Source organism: Flagellimonas abyssi, assembly GCF_019457905.1.
Classification (GTDB): Bacteria; Bacteroidota; Bacteroidia; order Flavobacteriales; family Flavobacteriaceae; genus Flagellimonas; species Flagellimonas abyssi.
Window position 1 is genome coordinate 62,831 of sequence record NZ_JAHZSV010000010.1, and the last position, 14,383, is coordinate 77,213.

At 41.7% G+C, this 14,383-nt stretch carries 14 protein-coding genes; 8 read left to right on the forward strand and 6 right to left on the reverse strand.

Going from position 1 to position 14,383, the window contains the following annotated elements:
* Nucleotides 1–10: 10 nt before the first annotated feature.
* A complete protein-coding gene (locus tag K1F36_RS08730; RefSeq protein ID WP_220113485.1) occupies nucleotides 11–1,519 on the forward strand; it encodes a helicase HerA-like domain-containing protein in 1,509 nt (502 codons plus the stop codon).
* Nucleotides 1,520–1,524: 5 nt separating this feature from the next.
* The gene (locus tag K1F36_RS08735; protein ID WP_220113486.1) at nucleotides 1,525–2,073 is read left to right on the forward strand and encodes a hypothetical protein; all 549 of its coding nucleotides are present in this window, start codon (nucleotides 1,525–1,527) and stop codon (nucleotides 2,071–2,073) included.
* A 10-nt stretch (nucleotides 2,074–2,083) separates the two neighbouring features.
* Here the strand turns inward: K1F36_RS08735 and K1F36_RS08740 are convergent, their stop codons facing one another.
* The gene (locus K1F36_RS08740; RefSeq protein WP_220113487.1) at nucleotides 2,084–2,506 is read right to left on the reverse strand and encodes a winged helix-turn-helix transcriptional regulator; all 423 of its coding nucleotides are present in this window, start codon (nucleotides 2,504–2,506) and stop codon (nucleotides 2,084–2,086) included.
* Between the two features lie 97 nt (nucleotides 2,507–2,603).
* On the opposite strand from K1F36_RS08740, the gene K1F36_RS08745 reads away from it, so the two are divergent.
* Together K1F36_RS08745 and K1F36_RS08750 are read left to right on the forward strand one after the other, a co-directional pair.
* The gene (locus K1F36_RS08745) at nucleotides 2,604–3,443 is read left to right on the forward strand and encodes an alpha/beta hydrolase (protein ID WP_220113488.1); all 840 of its coding nucleotides are present in this window, start codon (nucleotides 2,604–2,606) and stop codon (nucleotides 3,441–3,443) included.
* A 33-nt stretch (nucleotides 3,444–3,476) separates the two neighbouring features.
* Nucleotides 3,477–3,899: a VOC family protein gene (locus tag K1F36_RS08750; protein WP_220113489.1), complete on the forward strand. Its 423-nt coding sequence runs from the start codon at nucleotides 3,477–3,479 to the stop codon at nucleotides 3,897–3,899.
* A gap of 2 nt (nucleotides 3,900–3,901) precedes the next feature.
* Here the strand turns inward: K1F36_RS08750 and K1F36_RS08755 are convergent, their stop codons facing one another.
* Nucleotides 3,902–4,528 carry a DUF2306 domain-containing protein gene (locus tag K1F36_RS08755; protein WP_220113490.1) on the reverse strand — a complete coding sequence of 209 codons (627 nt, stop codon included), beginning with the start codon at nucleotides 4,526–4,528 and terminating at the stop codon, nucleotides 3,902–3,904.
* A 120-nt stretch (nucleotides 4,529–4,648) separates the two neighbouring features.
* On the opposite strand from K1F36_RS08755, the gene K1F36_RS08760 reads away from it, so the two are divergent.
* Nucleotides 4,649–4,795 carry a hypothetical protein gene (locus K1F36_RS08760; protein WP_220113491.1) on the forward strand — a complete coding sequence of 49 codons (147 nt, stop codon included), beginning with the start codon at nucleotides 4,649–4,651 and terminating at the stop codon, nucleotides 4,793–4,795.
* Nucleotide 4,796: 1 nt separating this feature from the next.
* Here K1F36_RS08760 and folD read toward each other — a convergent pair whose 3' ends face one another.
* The 3 genes from folD to K1F36_RS08775 all read right to left on the reverse strand — a co-directional run bounded on the left by folD (nucleotide 4,797) and on the right by K1F36_RS08775 (nucleotide 8,276).
* Nucleotides 4,797–5,675, reverse strand: coding sequence for a bifunctional methylenetetrahydrofolate dehydrogenase/methenyltetrahydrofolate cyclohydrolase FolD (folD, locus tag K1F36_RS08765; protein ID WP_220113492.1), 879 nt, complete (start codon nucleotides 5,673–5,675; stop codon nucleotides 4,797–4,799).
* Between the two features lie 39 nt (nucleotides 5,676–5,714).
* Complete coding sequence (ffh, locus tag K1F36_RS08770) at nucleotides 5,715–7,043, reverse strand: signal recognition particle protein (RefSeq protein ID WP_108247058.1); 1,329 nt, start codon at nucleotides 7,041–7,043, stop codon at nucleotides 5,715–5,717.
* 174 nt (nucleotides 7,044–7,217) lie between these two features.
* Entirely contained in the window at nucleotides 7,218–8,276 is a 1,059-nt protein-coding gene (locus tag K1F36_RS08775; RefSeq protein WP_220113493.1) for a hypothetical protein, read from the reverse strand.
* A gap of 114 nt (nucleotides 8,277–8,390) precedes the next feature.
* Here K1F36_RS08775 and K1F36_RS08780 point away from each other — a divergent pair, with 114 nt between their 5' ends.
* The 3 genes from K1F36_RS08780 to K1F36_RS08790 all read left to right on the forward strand — a co-directional run bounded on the left by K1F36_RS08780 (nucleotide 8,391) and on the right by K1F36_RS08790 (nucleotide 12,417).
* Nucleotides 8,391–8,891 carry an RNA polymerase sigma factor gene (locus K1F36_RS08780; protein ID WP_220113494.1) on the forward strand — a complete coding sequence of 167 codons (501 nt, stop codon included), beginning with the start codon at nucleotides 8,391–8,393 and terminating at the stop codon, nucleotides 8,889–8,891.
* 75 nt (nucleotides 8,892–8,966) lie between these two features.
* Complete coding sequence (locus tag K1F36_RS08785) at nucleotides 8,967–9,881, forward strand: FecR family protein (RefSeq protein WP_220113495.1); 915 nt, start codon at nucleotides 8,967–8,969, stop codon at nucleotides 9,879–9,881.
* Nucleotides 9,859–12,417 (forward strand): TonB-dependent receptor, encoded by a 2,559-nt coding sequence (locus K1F36_RS08790; RefSeq protein WP_220113496.1) that lies wholly within the window; start codon nucleotides 9,859–9,861, stop codon nucleotides 12,415–12,417. The genes K1F36_RS08785 and K1F36_RS08790 overlap by 23 nt, the downstream gene beginning before the upstream one ends.
* Nucleotides 12,418–12,576: 159 nt before the next feature.
* On the opposite strand, the gene argS is transcribed toward K1F36_RS08790, so the two are convergent.
* Nucleotides 12,577–14,355, reverse strand: a complete 1,779-nt coding sequence (gene argS, locus K1F36_RS08795) for an arginine--tRNA ligase (RefSeq protein WP_220113497.1) — start codon at nucleotides 14,353–14,355, stop codon at nucleotides 12,577–12,579.
* Nucleotides 14,356–14,383: the final 28 nt, after the last annotated feature.

The following is a 14,383-nucleotide window of genomic DNA, read 5'->3' on the forward strand; positions in this document are numbered from 1 at the left end:
ATTGAGCGCTATGGGCAACAAAGAAAAATTCTTCGAGCATATAGAACAAGGATACGCCATGAAGGGCGATTACATTACTGTGGGAGCAGGAATGCTGGATGGCGAGACTTTGACCAATGCCCATGTAAAGGTTCCCTTGAAAACGATGAACCGCCATGGCCTGATTGCAGGAGCAACGGGTACGGGAAAAACCAAGACGCTGCAAGTTTTGGCAGAAAACCTATCCGACAAAGGGATTCCCGTATTGCTCATGGACCTTAAAGGAGACTTGAGCGGTATAGCCCAGCCAAGTCCGGGCCATCCAAAAATTGATGAGCGTCAGAAGAAAATAGGCCTTCCTTTTGAGGCCAAAGGATTCCCTGTAGAAATTATGTCGCTCTCCAAACAAGGTGGGGTTCGACTGCGGGCCACCGTTTCTGAGTTTGGGCCTGTTTTGCTTTCCCGTATTTTGGATCTTAGCGTTACCCAGGAGGGAATCGTTGCTGTCATCTTTAAATACTGTGACGACCATAAACTCCCATTACTCGACCTTAAGGATTTTAAAAAGGTGCTGCAATATGCCACCGATGCAGGCAAGGACGAGTTTCAAAAAGCTTACGGACGAATTTCCACAAGTTCCACCGGAACAATTTTGAGAAAAGTAATCGAACTGGAACAGCAAGGTGCTGACCTTTTCTTTGGAGAAAAATCCTTTGATGTGGATGATTTAACACGCATCGATGAAAACGGGCGGGGTTATGTGAACATCATCCGTTTGACCGACATCCAGGACCGTCCCAAATTGTTCTCGACCTTTATGTTGAGTCTTTTGGCGGAAATCTATGCCACTTTTCCCGAGCAAGGGGATAGTGAGCGTCCGGAACTGGTCTTGTTTATCGATGAGGCCCATCTGATTTTTGACAATGCAAGTAAGGCTCTTTTGGACCAAATTGAAAGCATCGTTAAATTGATTCGTTCCAAAGGAATTGGACTCTATTTCGTTACGCAAAACCCAACTGATGTGCCGGACGAGGTTTTGGCACAATTGGGACTAAAAATACAGCACGCACTGCGCGCATTCACCGCCAAGGACCGCAAAGCGATACAACTAACGGCACAAAACTATCCCATAACCGAGTTTTACGACACTGCCGAGGTACTGACCTCATTGGGAACTGGTGAAGCCCTTGTCTCCGCTTTGGACGAAAAGGGACGCCCTACCCCATTGGCAGCTACCATGATGCGAGCTCCCATGAGCCGAATGGATATTCTGAACGATTCCGAAATCAAGGATGTGTTGGACAACTCCAAATTGATAAAAAAATACAATGAAGAGATTGACCGTGAAAGTGCTTACGAAATCTTAACGGAAAAAATAGAAAGAGCCGAAAAAGAGGCTGAAAAAGAAAAAGAAGAAAAATCAACGAGCCGAAAATCATCAGGCCGGACCAGTACCCGAATGAACCCCGTGGTCAAAGTTTTGACCAGTGCAACATTCATAAGAGGCGTTTTAGGGGTGTTAAAAAAAGTGATTCGATAATTTATATGAAAAAAACAAGTATAGCAATTGCATTAATTTTTGGGACAATACTAATCCACTCTTGCCAAAAAGACACTACTTTTTTGATTACGGAGACCAGTGTTGGTCCATTGACCCAAGATACTAAGGCAACCGATCTGGAAACCACATTCGCTAAAGACTCTGTAGTAGGGGACCAAGTTCAAATAGATTTGGGGGCCTCACCTAAAAAATTCGAAGTTTTTGAAAAAGGGGGCAAACATCTTTTGACACTTACCGTGAACACAGACAGTGTTCCTACCATAGAAAATGTCAGAATCATGGATTCCCGGTATCAATCAGAAAAAGGAATTGGACTAAAAAGTACGTTTAAAGATATCCAGAGCAAATATGATATCAAGAAAATCGTGACCACCTTGAAAAGTATCGTGATTCTCCCAAAGGGAAGCAATCTCTACTTCACGATTGACAAAGAAGAACTCCCTGAAAATTTACGGTTTTCAACTTCAAATATTGAAGCGGTACAAATTCCCGATGAGGCCAAAATCAAATATTTAATGGTGGGCTGGGAATAGCTTCCCAAGACTACAACAATCCGAATTTTTCACGATTGGCCAATACTTTTGGACTGTTGTCGTGCATCCATTCGGCCAGGTTCAGTAGTTTTTCCACGTAGGATTGTCCAAATTCGGTAAGACTGTACTCAACCCGGATGGGCACTTCGGGATATGCCTTCCGTTGAATGTAACCATCAGCTTCCAGTACTTTTAGACGCTGGCTCAGCACTTTGTTGGATATACCATAGACGTATTTTTTAAGCTTATTGAACCTGAGTACGGGAAAGTACCCCAGCCATAACAGTATCAAAACACTCCATTGGTCAGAAGCCACGGACATTACATCCCGAACGGGGCATAGCTCGGGAGGATTCTTCAAATCAATGTGACCGAACATTTTTTCCAATTTTTTTACAGTCCTAACCTTCTGATTTTCAGCAATAGTTTCCATAGATATACTTGGTTTTGGATTCGCCACTTCTTTTCTTTTCTAAAAGGAATATGTACTTTTAGTATCATATTAAGAGTAAGTTACAAAAAGTAACCTCATGAAAAAACTAATCAATAAAATAGTTCCCCGGGCCTACGGACAATATTTCAATGTATACAGCCTTATAGCCCCCAAAAAAGTGGCTGACGACGCTTTCCATATATTTTGTACGGTGCGAAAAGGTAGAATCAAACCCGAACAGGCCGCCTATTTGGATGACTTTAAACTTACCGTTGAGGATGTTGCCGGACATAAAATACAATCGTACCGTTGGCCAGGGAATAAGGAAACGGTATTATTGGTACATGGCTGGGAGAGCAATACGTTTAGATGGCGCAACCTGATCAAAAAACTTAGGGAGGCCGATTTTAACATTATTGCTTTTGACGCTCCTTCACATGGATATTCTTCTGGCAAACATCTGTATGTCCCACTTTATGAGGAAGTTGTGAACCACATGGTGATGAAGTACAACCCAAGGCACCTTATCGGCCACTCGGTTGGTGGCATGACCATCGTTTACAACCAATATAAGAACCCAAGTTCCCATGTAGAGAAAATGGTCACTATAGGCTCACCCTCAGAATTCCATGAAATCATGGAGCATTTTCAGAACATTTTAAAATTCAACAATAGGGTAATGAAACATTTGGATGATTATGTATTGAATCGTTTCGGGTTCAAAATCAATGAATTTTCCACATCGAAGTTTGCACAATCCATCAGTAAAAAAGGACTGCTATTCCATGATAAGCACGACCTGATTACACCGTACCATGCCTCTGTCGCCGTCAATAAAAATTGGAAAGGGAGCCAATTGGTCAGTACCGAAGGACTAGGGCATTCCATGCACCAAGACGATGTGAACGATCAAATTGTATCATTTTTGGAAGCTTGATAAAGTTGTTCTACTTTTCAGAAAAAATACACCATGCAAAAAATAACTCCCTTTCATGTTGCCGTACCAGTACACAACCTTGAAGAATGTCGGATATTTTATCGTGAGGTTCTTGGTTGCAAAGAAGGTAGAAGTGCCGAGCAATGGGTCGATTTCGATTTTTTCGGACATCAATTTGTGATTCATTATAAGCCAAAATCAGAAGAAGAAACCCACACCAACCCTGTTGATGGCAAAAACGTACCCGTTCCCCACTATGGCGTGGTTTTACCGTGGGATACCTTTCAAACATTTTCGCAGGAACTTATTGAAAAAGGAATTGACTTTGTAATTGAGCCTTACATTCGCTTCAAAGGGGAACCAGGGGAACAAGCTACTATGTTCTTTTTGGACCCGGCAGGAAACGCTCTGGAATTCAAAGCTTTTAAGGACATGGGGCAATTGTTCGCCAAATAGGTTTAGGCAAGGTTCAAACCTTTTTTGCGTACCCAAAGCATGGCAAAAATCATGTTGGGAACCCAACAAAGCCACGCCACTATTTTATAGGCCAATAAAAATTCACCAAAAACAATGGTGAGCAAAGGCAGCCATATACGTAAGGTCACTGCTGCAAAACAAGCCGCGTAGCTGTAAATCATCATACCTTGATGAAGCGAAAGGTCCTTCTTTTTGATGGCGACATAAGCTCTAGTCGTGGTAAAGACCCAAATAATCCCGAGACTTATAAAACCAATGGCGGGAACGATACCGCCTGTGGCGAAAAATCCAAGATAAATTCCGCACAATCCACTGATCAAAGCAGAGACCACATAGATTTTTCCAAGATTGCGATGCAATTGCAAGCGTTTGGCCCGCAGCCTTTTCAAGAACTGGGACCAACCTACCAAAAGTGCTATTCCACCAAAACTAATGTGCCCGTAAAACGTCGTCTTCCAAACGTTATTGGCTCTAATATCCGGTGCCTTGCTCAATACTACGCCGAAATCATCGGAAGCAAGTAAATACGCCAACGGGTACAAACCTATTCCTATGGCCAAAAAGATGAATACCACCCAAGCTAACTTGTTTCTTGCTGTTTGAGCCATAATGCCTTGTTTAGCAAAAGGTAAGTTATCGATATTTTGATGACAAAAACAAGAATTTGAATGGTAATTCGTTATAAGTGTACCTATTAGGCTAACAAGCCGTACCCAAATCTTATTACTATGAAGACAATTTTACTATTGGTGACCCTTGTTTTTTCAGCTATGGCAGTATCCAGCTGCACCAACGATGAAGGTGAAACGGAATTTGAACACCTTAATCCCGATGAGGAGCAACAAATGGCATTAGAAACAGAGCAGAAAAACTAAGCTAGTTATTATGGCGCTCTCTTGCCAATAAGGTATTCTTGAGTAACATCGCTATCGTCATTGGCCCCACCCCTCCAGGTACGGGTGTGATAAAGGAAGCTTTTTTACTCACGTTATCAAAATCCACGTCACCTGTGATGTAGTATCCTTTTTCTTTAGTGTCATCGGCAACCCGAGTGATTCCCACATCTATGATGGTCACACCCTCTTTGACCATATCGGCCTTTAAGAACCTTGGAACTCCTAGGGCAGAAATGACTATATCCGCTTGCAAGGTCAACTCCTTTAGGTTTTTGGTTCTACTGTGCGCAAGGGTCACGGTAGAGTTACCAGGTTTTCCTTTTTGGCTCATTAAAATACTGATGGGCCTACCGACGATATGGCTTCTCCCGATCACAACGGTGTGTTTTCCTTCGGTATCCACATTGTACCGCTTCAACAATTCCATGATTCCAAATGGCGTGGCAGATATAAAGGTCTCCATATCCAAGGCCATTTTCCCAAAATTGGTTGGATGGAATCCATCCACATCTTTATCGGGGTCTACAGCCATAAGCACTTTTTCCTCATCAATGTGTTTGGGCAATGGAAGCTGAACTATGTAACCGTCAATTGCCGGGTCGTTGTTCAATTGGTGTACTTGCTTTAGCAAATCTTCTTCTGTAGTTTCCTCCGGAAGATGGATCAAGGTGGATTCGAAACCTATTTTTTTGCAGGAACGCACCTTACTTCCCACATAGGTTAGACTGGCACCATCGTTACCCACCAAAACAGCGGCCAAATGAGGGACTTTTTCTCCCCGTTCTTTCATTTGGGCCACCTCAACGGTGATTTCTTCTTTAATTTGGTTCGATATTTTTTTTCCGTCAAGGATTTCCATGGGTTGTGTTGGTATTTAGTTCTGGCCTTTTGAATAAAGTTATCTCATGTTCTGCATCATCTGCATCATTTTCTTGCCTCCACCGCCTTGCATCATCTTCATCATCTTGCTCATTTGATCAAATTGTTTAAGCAACTGGTTCACCTCTTGAATTGAAGTTCCGCTACCTGCGGCAATTCTTTTTTTGCGGCTTGCATTCAACATAGCTGGTGTAGATCGTTCTTCGGGAGTCATGGAATGGATGATGGCCTCAATATGCTTGAAAGCATCGTCATCTATATCCAATCCTTTCAAGGCCTTTCCTGCACCTGGAATCATTCCCATGAGGTCCTTCATGTTCCCCATTTTCTTGATTTGCTGTATTTGGCTCAAGAAATCATCAAACCCGAATTTATTCTTGGCAATTTTCTTTTGAATCTTACGTGCCTGTTCTTCATCGAATTGTTCTTGGGCACGCTCCACCAAGGACACCACATCTCCCATTCCAAGGATACGGTCGGCCATTCGAGAGGGATGGAACACATCAATGGCCTCCATTTTCTCGCCTGTACCGATAAATTTGATGGGCTTGTCCACTACAGATTTAATAGAAATCGCAGCACCACCTCGGGTATCTCCATCTAACTTGGTAAGGATTACACCATCAAAATTAAGGACATCGTTAAACGCCTTTGCGGTATTCACGGCATCTTGACCCGTCATGGAATCCACCACAAACAAGGTTTCTTGCGGCTCAATGGCCTTGTGGATGTTGGAGATTTCATCCATCATCTGCTCGTCCACGGCCAAACGACCGGCGGTATCAATGATCACAACGTTGCATCCTGTACTTTTTGCATGGGCAATACCTGCCTTGGCAATGGCGACAGGGTCGTTGTTGTCCCTATCGGAATAAACCTCTACGCCGATTTGGTCTCCCACTACATGCAACTGATCTATCGCTGCAGGACGGTACACATCACAAGCCACCAAAAGCGGCTTCTTTGTTTTTTTGTTTTTGAGATAGTTGGCCAATTTACCGGAAAAGGTGGTTTTACCCGAACCTTGAAGACCGGACATTAGGATAACCGAAGGATTGCCGGATAAATCGATTTCCTCAGCATCGCCCCCCATAAGCTCAGTAAGCTCATCCTTTACCAGCTTCACCATAAGCTGGCCCGGTTGAAGTGTGGTCAAAACGTTTTGACCCAGTGCCTTTTCCTTTACCGTATTGGTAAATTCCTTGGCTATTTTAAAGTTAACATCGGCATCCAACAAAGCTCTTCGAACTTCCTTAAGGGTCTCCGCTACATTGATTTCCGTTATCTGACCATGCCCCTTTAGGACGTGGAATGCTTTATCTAATTTTTCGCTTAAATTATCGAACATATGTTCTTTGTTTTAAAGAGGGACAAATTTAAGAATAATATAAAAGAAAAAGGACGGCTTTGGGGTAGGCCGTCCTTCTTTTGGAAAAAGAATGGGGAAAATTTTTATTTCTTCTTGAATTATTGACTAATCAGGGCTTCTAAAATTTTTTAATTGAGAACCAATTGTTGTGGGTTATATATCACATCTTCTTTCGAGAGCAATTTTATTGCCATCATCTTTGTACAACTTTATAAGATTCTCCTCAAGTTTATATACTTGCCAATATGAGGTGAAATCGGTGAAGTTTTCAAACTCTAACCTCAAGTTCACTGCTCCATTTGATATACTCGTGTTCCAAGTTCCTGTTATCACATCTGCCGTATACGTGGAAAAAACAACAGAACCATCTTCTCTAAATACCATTAAATGTTCAAGGTATTGTTCAGTATTGTCCATTTGGTCACGGATTACCTGCTTTACCTGCAATGGACAGGTCATTAAATATTCATCCAGCTCGGCTTCTGAGAAATCGTCATCGTTATAGTCATTATCATCGTCCTCATCACATTGATTTTTTTCCATTTCCAAGGTAGCCATCAAATCAGCATTGTTTTCAATGACAACTTCGGTGCCGTCATGCTTTGTTAGTGTAATCGGATACTGGAAACTGACCAATCGATTGTCTTCCAACTCGGAAAATACACGGTACATATCAAAATCGGTTTCAACTTGGATTTCGGAACTCTGTTGTGCATCTATCACAAAGGTGAACAGGGTTATGGGATATACGAAGTCAATACACTCGATATCGTCGTCGCCGCCGCCTTCAATGCACTCACGGGCCCTTACCATAAGTTCCCCCTTATTTTCAACAGTAATTTGGCTATAATCCGCATATGTTATTGTAATGGGAAAAACTATTTCCAGGATATTATTCACATTAGTGCTAGCATCCAAAAGGTTTTCGATTTTTTCTAGATCACTCTTGGAATTGATGCTGATCTCAACCCCATTTGCATTTACGGTGTAAGGAAACTCGACGGCGAAACAACTGGCTTCGTCCACAATATTGTCAAAAGAACCATCTTGGGAGGAGGTTTGCTTTATTAAACCGGCAATGTCAGATTGGGCCGCAATGGTTTGTTCCTCGTCACTGCCCCCGACATCTTCATATTCTTCTTGACAGGAATACAACCCAATAACAGACACCATGAGCACAACACGCATCACATTGTCAATCAGCTTCTTCATAACTATTGATTTTTTTGGGGTTATTCTTTACCACTAAACAATTCTCAAAAAAAAAACCCTACTTTTCCTTAATGTTTTTCAAATATATTTGATTCCCTAATCAAACCATCTTCAATGAGCAACGTTTGTGAAGAGCAAATTTTCAGCAAGGTTTTCAAGACCCATTCCAAAACGGTCTTCAACTATATATTCTACAAGTTCGGCAATGAGGAAAAAGCAAATGACGCTGTACAGGAGGCATTTGTAAAATTATGGCAAAACTGTGCAAAAGTGAGCCCGGAGAAAGCAAAATCCTACGTTTACACGGTTGCCAACAACCTTTATTTAAATGTAATAAAGGCTGAAAAGGTGAGGTTGAAACATGCCGACAGCCTTGTAAAGGACAGAACCAACGAGTCTCCAGAATTTTTAATGGAGGAACAAGAATACAAGGAAAAATTGGACAATGCGCTTAACGCCCTACCCGAAAATCAACGGACCACATTTTTACTTAACCGAATCGATGGTAAAAAGTATGCAGAAATTGCAGAAATGGAGGAGGTGAGCGTAAAAGCCATTGAAAAACGAATGCATTTGGCCCTCAAAAGTTTACGGAAACATATTGATGGTATTTAGATATAGAATTTATTTTGAATTTTAAGTAGGGTATTTTAACAACTAGTTGTTTGTATAACGTAAAGAATAGAACCCATGCAAGAAAATTATTTGGCAAAATGGCTGAGCGGAGAGCTTTCAGAAGATGAGCTTCGGGAATTTAAAGGCTCCGAAGAGTATGCCTCGTACCAAAAGCTAAAGGATGTTTCTAGTAGGTTGGCAGCTCCTGAATTTGATGCCGACCAAGCATTGCAACGCCTAAAAGATGAGTACATCGACAATGCGCCAAAGGTAATTTCCTTGAACCCGTTCAAGAAATTCCTTAGAGTGGCCGCGGTCATTGCTGTTCTACTTGCTGGTTCATACTTCTACATAAATACTTTGGACGAAAATGTAACCACCGAGTTTGCGGAACGTTCCGAGGTCGTGCTCCCAGATAATTCAGAAATCTTTTTGAATGCAGATTCCAAAATATCCTACAGCGAAAAAAACTGGAAAAATAAAAGAAACATCGATTTAAAAGGTGAGGCTTTTTTCAAGGTGGCCAAAGGAAAAAAATTCACGGTCTCCACAGATCACGGTACCGTGGCCGTTTTAGGAACACAGTTTAATGTAGAAAACAGAAAAGGTTTTTTTGAAGTAACCTGCTACGAAGGCTTGGTAAGCGTTACCCATAACAACAAGGAAATAAAACTGCCCGCAGGAAAATCCTTTTTGATGATCGATGGGAAAATTGTTGAAACCGAAGTTCCCAATGGCAGTTCTCCTTCCTGGATGAACAACGAAAGTAGTTTTAAAAGTATACCTCTCACCTATGTTTTTGCCGAGCTGGAAAGACAGTTCAATATCCAGGTCAGCATTGAAAACATTGATACAAATCTTTTATTTACAGGGTCTTTTAACAACACAGACCTAAAAATGGCGTTAAAAAGTATAAGTACCCCCTCCCAAACACGTTTTAAAATAGACGGAGACAACGTACTTTTTTATGCTGGGAACACACAACAATAAGCATATAGGCCTCGTCCTCGGTGTTTTGTTTTTTCTGGTAGGCAAAATGAATGCACAGGAAGAACAACAATCCCTTATTTCATACATAAAAAATATAGAGAATCGTTTTGATGTCAAGTTCTCCTATCTCGATGAGGATTTGGATGGTCTCACCCTTAAAATTCCAGAAAGCCTTAATACCCTTGAAGAAATCCTTAAATACATCAAGGACTCCTTCAGTATTCAAACAGAAAAACTCAATGACCGATATTACACCCTCTCCACCAAAAATCAGGTCAATGTTTGTGGTATAGTTTTGGATAATTTTGCGGACAACACCGTTCTTGGCGCTACGATAGAGGTTTTAGGAACAGGCATCGCTAAAATCACGGACAATAACGGCTCTTTTTCATTGGAGAATGTTCCTAGAAACGCATCCTTGCAAATTCGGTACTTGGGATATGTGACCAAATATGTAAAAGTTGAAAGTCTTTTGCAACAAAGCGGATGCCCCAAAATACTTTTGGCACCTTATTACGAACAATTGGATGAAGTGTTCGTGTACAAATACCTTACCTCGGGAATTATAAAGGAAAAGGATGCCAGCATCACATTGAACACCGCAGAGTTTGGAATACTTCCAGGACTTATTGAACCCGACATTCTGCAAACCGTACAAGCCTTACCGGGGATAAAAAGTATTGACGAGACCGTATCGGACATCAACGTTCGTGGTGGTACCAACGACCAGAACCTTATTCTTTGGAACGGCATAAAAATGTATCAATCCGGGCATTTTTTTGGGTTGATATCTGCCTTTAACCCCTATCAAACGGATAAAGTGACCATCTATAAAAATGGGACGCCCGCCAACTTTGGTGACGGGGTGAGCAGCGTTATTCAAATGGAAACGGGAAATTCCGTCCCAGAAACGTTTAATGGTGGAGGTGGATTTAATTTGATAAGCGGCGATATCTATGCCGAGGCCCCGATAACCAATAACCTTGGCATACAGTTTTCCGCTAGGCGTTCCGCTACCGATTTTTTGAGGACACCCACCTACAAACAGTTTATTAATCGTGCATTTCAGGATAGTGAGATTACACTTCAAAACAACAGCACCGTTGATGATGAATTTATACGTGACGAAGATTTTTTCTTTTATGATTTTTCCGGAAAAATCCTGTACGACCTCAACGAATATCACAAAATCAGACTGAGTGCCATACACATCAAAAACAATTTAAAATTTGATGAGACCAATGTTACGGCAGATGAAACCAACATCAGCCTATTGAGACAGGACAATATTTCCGTTGGCGGGCAACTCCAAAGCGATTGGACGGATAGGTTCTCCACGCACCTGAACATCTATTACTCCAAGTACAATTTGGATGCACAAAATATTTATGACAATCAGATACAGCAGTTGTTTCAAAACAATCAAGTGATTGAAAATGCATTAAAATTAAACACCACCTTTATTCTTAATGATGTATTTAATTGGAACAATGGGTATCAATACATTGAAACCGGTATTGTCAATGCCACGATCATCAATCAACCCAATTTTGAAAGTGAACTTAAAGGCGTAATCAGAACCCACGCACCATATTCGCAACTCAATTACAATTCTCCCGGGAATAAATTCATCGGAAAAATTGGAGCTCGATTCAATTTTATCGAAAACCTAAACACCTTTCAACAGCTTTTGGTGGAACCTAGAATCAACCTGAACTTTAAATTGGCCAATTATCTTAGGGCCGAGGTTTTGGGTGAGTTCAAAAGCCAGACCACCAACCAAATCATTGATTTGGAACAAAACTTTTTAGGCATTGAAAAGCGCAGATGGATTCTTTCCAACGATAACACGCTTCCCGTGACCAAGAGTAAACAAGGCTCGGTAGGCATCAATTACGAAAAAAACAATTTTTATGTGGGTGTCGAGGGCTTCTATAAAAATGTGGACGGCATCAGCACCAGCACGCAAGGATTCCAGAATCAATATCAATTTTCGGGAGAAATAGGGGGCTACAATGTTAAGGGATTGGAACTGCTCATCAATAAAAAAGGTGATAACTACAGTACTTGGCTAAGCTACGCTTACAATAAGAATGATTACACCTTCGACTCCATTGTACCTCAAACATTCCCGAACAATTTGGACATAAGACATACCATTACCTTTGCCAGCACCTACAATTATAAAGATTTGAAGCTGAGCATTGGACTTAATTACAGAACTGGTAAACCCTTTACCGAACCTGTTCCGGGCGATGAAGGGCTGAATGACAACTTCTCCCCGCCCAGAATCAACTTTCAGGAACCAAACAGCAGTAGGTTGCCAGAATATTTTAGGGCGGATGCCTCGGCCATATACAATTTTCAAATCGGTAGAACTATTCGGGCCAACGCCGGGCTGTCCATTTTAAACTTCACAAATAGAAGAAACAGCCTTAACAAGTATTATCGGGTCAACCAAGATAATGAAATCGAGACCGTGGAAAACTTTTCGCTGGGTATTACGCCAAATGTGAGTTTTAGGGTGAGTTTTTAAATAGAGATTTCTGGACTGCGCTCGAAATGACCCAAGAAAATTTGTGAGCATTCGAGTAATTCATGTCAAAATATCGAAAGTACTTTTATAAAGCCTTCGACTCCGCTCAGGCTACCTGCTCTAAATATCAAAACATGTCATTCCTGCAAAAGCAGAAATCTACATCCTATCAGGAACATCAATACCCAATAAGCGGAACGATGATTGAATCACCTCGCCCACTTTTTGTGACAACCGCACCCTAAAATTTTTCTTCTGCTCATCCGTTTCACCCAAAATGGAAACTTGCTGATAGAAGGAATTGAATTCCTTCACCAAATCGTAAGTATAGTTCGCAATCAAAGCAGGGCTAAAGTTTTCCGCCGCCAACTGAACCGTTTCCGGGAACAATTGGATTTGTTTCAACAACTCTTTCTCCTTTTCGTGCAAGTCCATTGAGGTCTCGACTGCGCTCAACCCAACATCCTCTGCCTTACGCAAAATAGACTGAATCCTAGCGTAGGTATACTGAATAAACGGCCCAGTGTTGCCTTGAAAATCCACCGATTCTTCAGGATTGAACAAAATGCGTTTCTTCGGGTCTACTTTTAAAATGTAATATTTAAGCGCACCCAAGCCTATGGTTCGGTACAATTGTTTTTTCTCTTCTTCGGAATAGCCGTCCAATTTGCCCAATTCTTGCGAAATGGATTCGGCCGTATCCTCCATATTTTGGATCAGGTCATCCGCATCCACTACGGTACCTTCCCTACTCTTCATTTTTCCGCTCGGCAGGTCTACCATTCCATAACTCAAATGGTATAACTGCTCCGCCCAAGCATAGCCCAATTTCTTCAGGATAAGGAACAACACCTTAAAATGATAGTCCTGTTCGTTCCCTACGGTGTACACCATTCCGTTGATATCGGGGAAATCGGTTACCCGTTGAATGGCCGTACCGATATCCTGTGTCATATACACGGCTGTTCCATCCGAACGCAATACGATTTTCTCATCCAATCCTTCATCGGTAAGGTCGATCCAAACACTACCATCCCCTTTTTTAAAGAAAACACCGCGTTCCAGACCATCTTTCACTACATCACGACCCAATAAATAGGTATCGCTCTCATAGTACAGCGTATCGAAATCAACACCTAGGTTTGTATAGGTAATGTCAAAACCATCATACACCCAACCGTTCATTTTTTTCCAAAGTGCTACCACCTCATCATCACCGGCCTCCCACTTACGGAGCATATCTTGTGCTTCCAACAAGATTGGAGCCTCTTTTTCAGCCTTTTCTTTTGGTGTTCCAGCCTGAACCAGTTCAGCAATCTGCTCTTTGTACGCCTTATCAAACGCCACATAATATTTACCCACCAAGTGGTCTCCTTTCAATCCAGAAGATTCAGGAGTTTCTCCTTCCCCAAATTTCTGCCAAGCCAACATACTCTTACAGATGTGGATGCCACGGTCATTTATAATTTGGGTTTTGTACACCTTTTTACCAGAAGCCTTCAAAATTTCGGCCACCGAATACCCCAAAAGGTTGTTTCGGATGTGTCCCAAGTGCAATGGTTTATTGGTGTTGGGAGAAGAATATTCCACCATCACCGCATCATCCGACTGGGATTTTACATAGCCAAAATTGGATTCATCAATGATGTTGTTGAAGAAATTGAGGTAATACCCATCCTCGATAACAATGTTCAAAAAGCCTTGCACCACATTACATTTGGACACCTCATCAACATGCTCTACCAAATACTCGCCGATCTTGGTTCCAATCTGAACGGGATTCCCTTTAATTTGACGCAACATCGGAAACACCACTACGGTAATATCACCCTCAAAATCCTTTCGGGTAGGTTGAAATTCCACCGTGGGCAGCTCAACTTGGTACAGTTGTTTTACCGCCTCGATCACTTTTTGGGTCAAATCGTTTTGCAAACTCATCTAAAAGGCTTTTCAGGGCGCAAAACTA